At 63.8% G+C, this 2,258-nt stretch carries 1 protein-coding gene; it reads right to left on the reverse strand.

The window, feature by feature from the left end; genetic code table 11:
* A partial coding sequence (locus EN780_RS32470) for a hypothetical protein (RefSeq protein ID WP_210215068.1) occupies nt 1-2,258 on the reverse strand: 2,258 nt, incomplete at both ends.

Consider the following 2,258-nt stretch of genomic DNA (forward strand, 5'->3'; position numbering starts at 1 on the left):
TGACTCGAGAGCGCTTCCCGATACGTCCGCTTAAAGAGATTGCCGAGCGCAGTGTCGCTCCACATTTTGAGGAGCTTGGCGAGATCGACGGATAACGCCGGATTGTCCGCCGCAGTGACCACCAACTCAGCGGCACGGCGCGCCTCATAGCCGTTGATCCCAGCGTTGCGAGAGCGCCGCTGCACGACGTAGCGCAGCATCTGGTTGCGGTGCCAGCGCTGCTCGGCGGGCGCCCCGGCAAGTCGCACCATCTCGGCATCGAGAAACTGGTCAACCGCATCGGATCGAAGGGAGAACCTCACGCCTTCGCTTTCCATGGCGTAGCCGACGAACTGGGCCTGCTCGCCCTTGGCGTCGGTGAAAGTCTGGGAGACCCCGATCGCATCGGCCTGATCGACAATGCGGACCTCGGCATCGGCACCCCAGTAAAGGCGCGCGATATGGAGGCCGGATCCGCGCGTGCTGCTCCCAACATAAGCGCCGATTTCGGCGACGATCGGCGCAAGCGTGCCGGTGTCCACCGAAACCGCGTCACGATCGCTCCGCAGGGTCGGAAAACCGCGTAGCACGCCGGTGCTGCGAATATCGAGCGCAGCCTTTGGATCGACATTGTCCGGGATCAGCTTGGCGGTCGAAGATTGCGTGTCCCATTCGACGATCGGCGTCCAGGCCCCACCGCGCAGCAAGCCAATTAGGTCCACACTGAGCGCCGTGGGGCGCAGTACCGTCCCGGCCAGAGCATATTCGCCGATATCCTCGCGCGCATCGATCGGCAGTTCGGCCATGATATCGTCCGCCGAGCCTAATTCGATGTTCTCCGCGTCTGCCTCTTCCTGGGCATTGAGGAACGGCGCGCCGCCCTGACGCGGCGCGCGCCAATGGACCTCGGTCGCTCCCCACCGCCTCGTGGCGTTCCCGGGCGCGGCAGCGGAAAGACCGAGCGTGATGTCCTCGGACCTGATGATGGGGTTCCCGCCGTGCACCGGCACGCGGATACCGACGTTGGGCATATCAGTCGCGCCGAACAGAGTCTTAGGGACCCAGGCTACCCGCGCACGGCGTTCGTGCGCCCACTCGTCGTCCTTGAACCCTCCAAAGCGGCCGTGAAGATCCGTGAGGAACGCTTCGGCGCCGGTGTAGCCCAAGCGCAGAAAGGGGTCTTCATCGAACAACTTGGCACAGGTCTCGGCGAACTCGGTGACGATCGCAGGATCGGGACTGCCATCGGCTCGCGCTGCCGGGAGGCCCAGGCCATCGCGCCGCGCAACGAGATCGAGGATCAGAGTCGCCAATTGCCCGCGCGAGACTATGGGGTTGGCAAGGTTGAGTGGAACCTCGAAGCCGCGGCTATCGAGAAGCGCGGTCGGCCGGCGATAATACCAAGTGTCGCGCGAAGAATAGATTGAAAGGGTGACGCCGGTGACCGGCCGGTCGTCATTGCCGCGCCCACCCCGGCCCTTGCGTTGTACGAAGCTGGCAAGGTTGGTCGGCGCGTAATGCTGGTAGACAAACGCCATGTCAGGATCGTCGTAGCCGACCTCGAGCGAGGCAGTGGAGAAGACCAAATCGCTCCGCTGTATTTCGGTTTCGATCTGGGCCGTGCTGCCCGAATAGACCGGAAAGCGTGCCACGGTGAGAGGATTGCCAGCGACATAGAGCCCACTGGCCGTTCTTTGGCGTTGATCGGTCGCGGCGAAGATCCAGCACTCGCCGTCACGGAAGAGGTCGCAGCCAAGCGGATCGCCACAGCATTGCCGCCGTGGCTGGCCTGTTGCCGGGTGATCGGGATAGAGCCGCGTGCGGAGGCTCGCGAGGTTCTGCCCTTCCTCGGCGTCCATATAATTGCCGTGGAGGCGCTTCAGCTTATCGATCGAATCGACGAAGACGATGCCGCGGAACCCCCCCTCGTCGCCATGACGACGAGGCATATTGTGGCTGAGCGCCATCGCCGCTTGAATGGTAGTCGAGGCACCAGCGACGTCTCGGTTACGCGATTCGACCTCGGGCTGGACGAAGTAGAAATATTCGCGGCCCTTGGGATTGCGTCTGCGCTCGTTCGATCGGGGGTCAATGAGCAGCGGCTCACCCCCGCCCACAAGCTGTTGCCAGACATGGGCAGGACGGCCGAGGGTGGCGCTCATGCCGACGGCAATAGGCGCCGCGCCATTGAGAGCGCACCGCGCGAGCAGGCGTCGCAGGCCATAGCCGATCTGGGCGCCCTGAATGTGGGTGTAAAGGTGGATCTCGTCGGCGAGAAT

Source organism: Mesorhizobium sp. M4B.F.Ca.ET.089.01.1.1 (assembly GCF_004022605.1).
Taxonomy (GTDB): domain Bacteria; phylum Pseudomonadota; class Alphaproteobacteria; order Rhizobiales; family Rhizobiaceae; genus Mesorhizobium; species Mesorhizobium abyssinicae.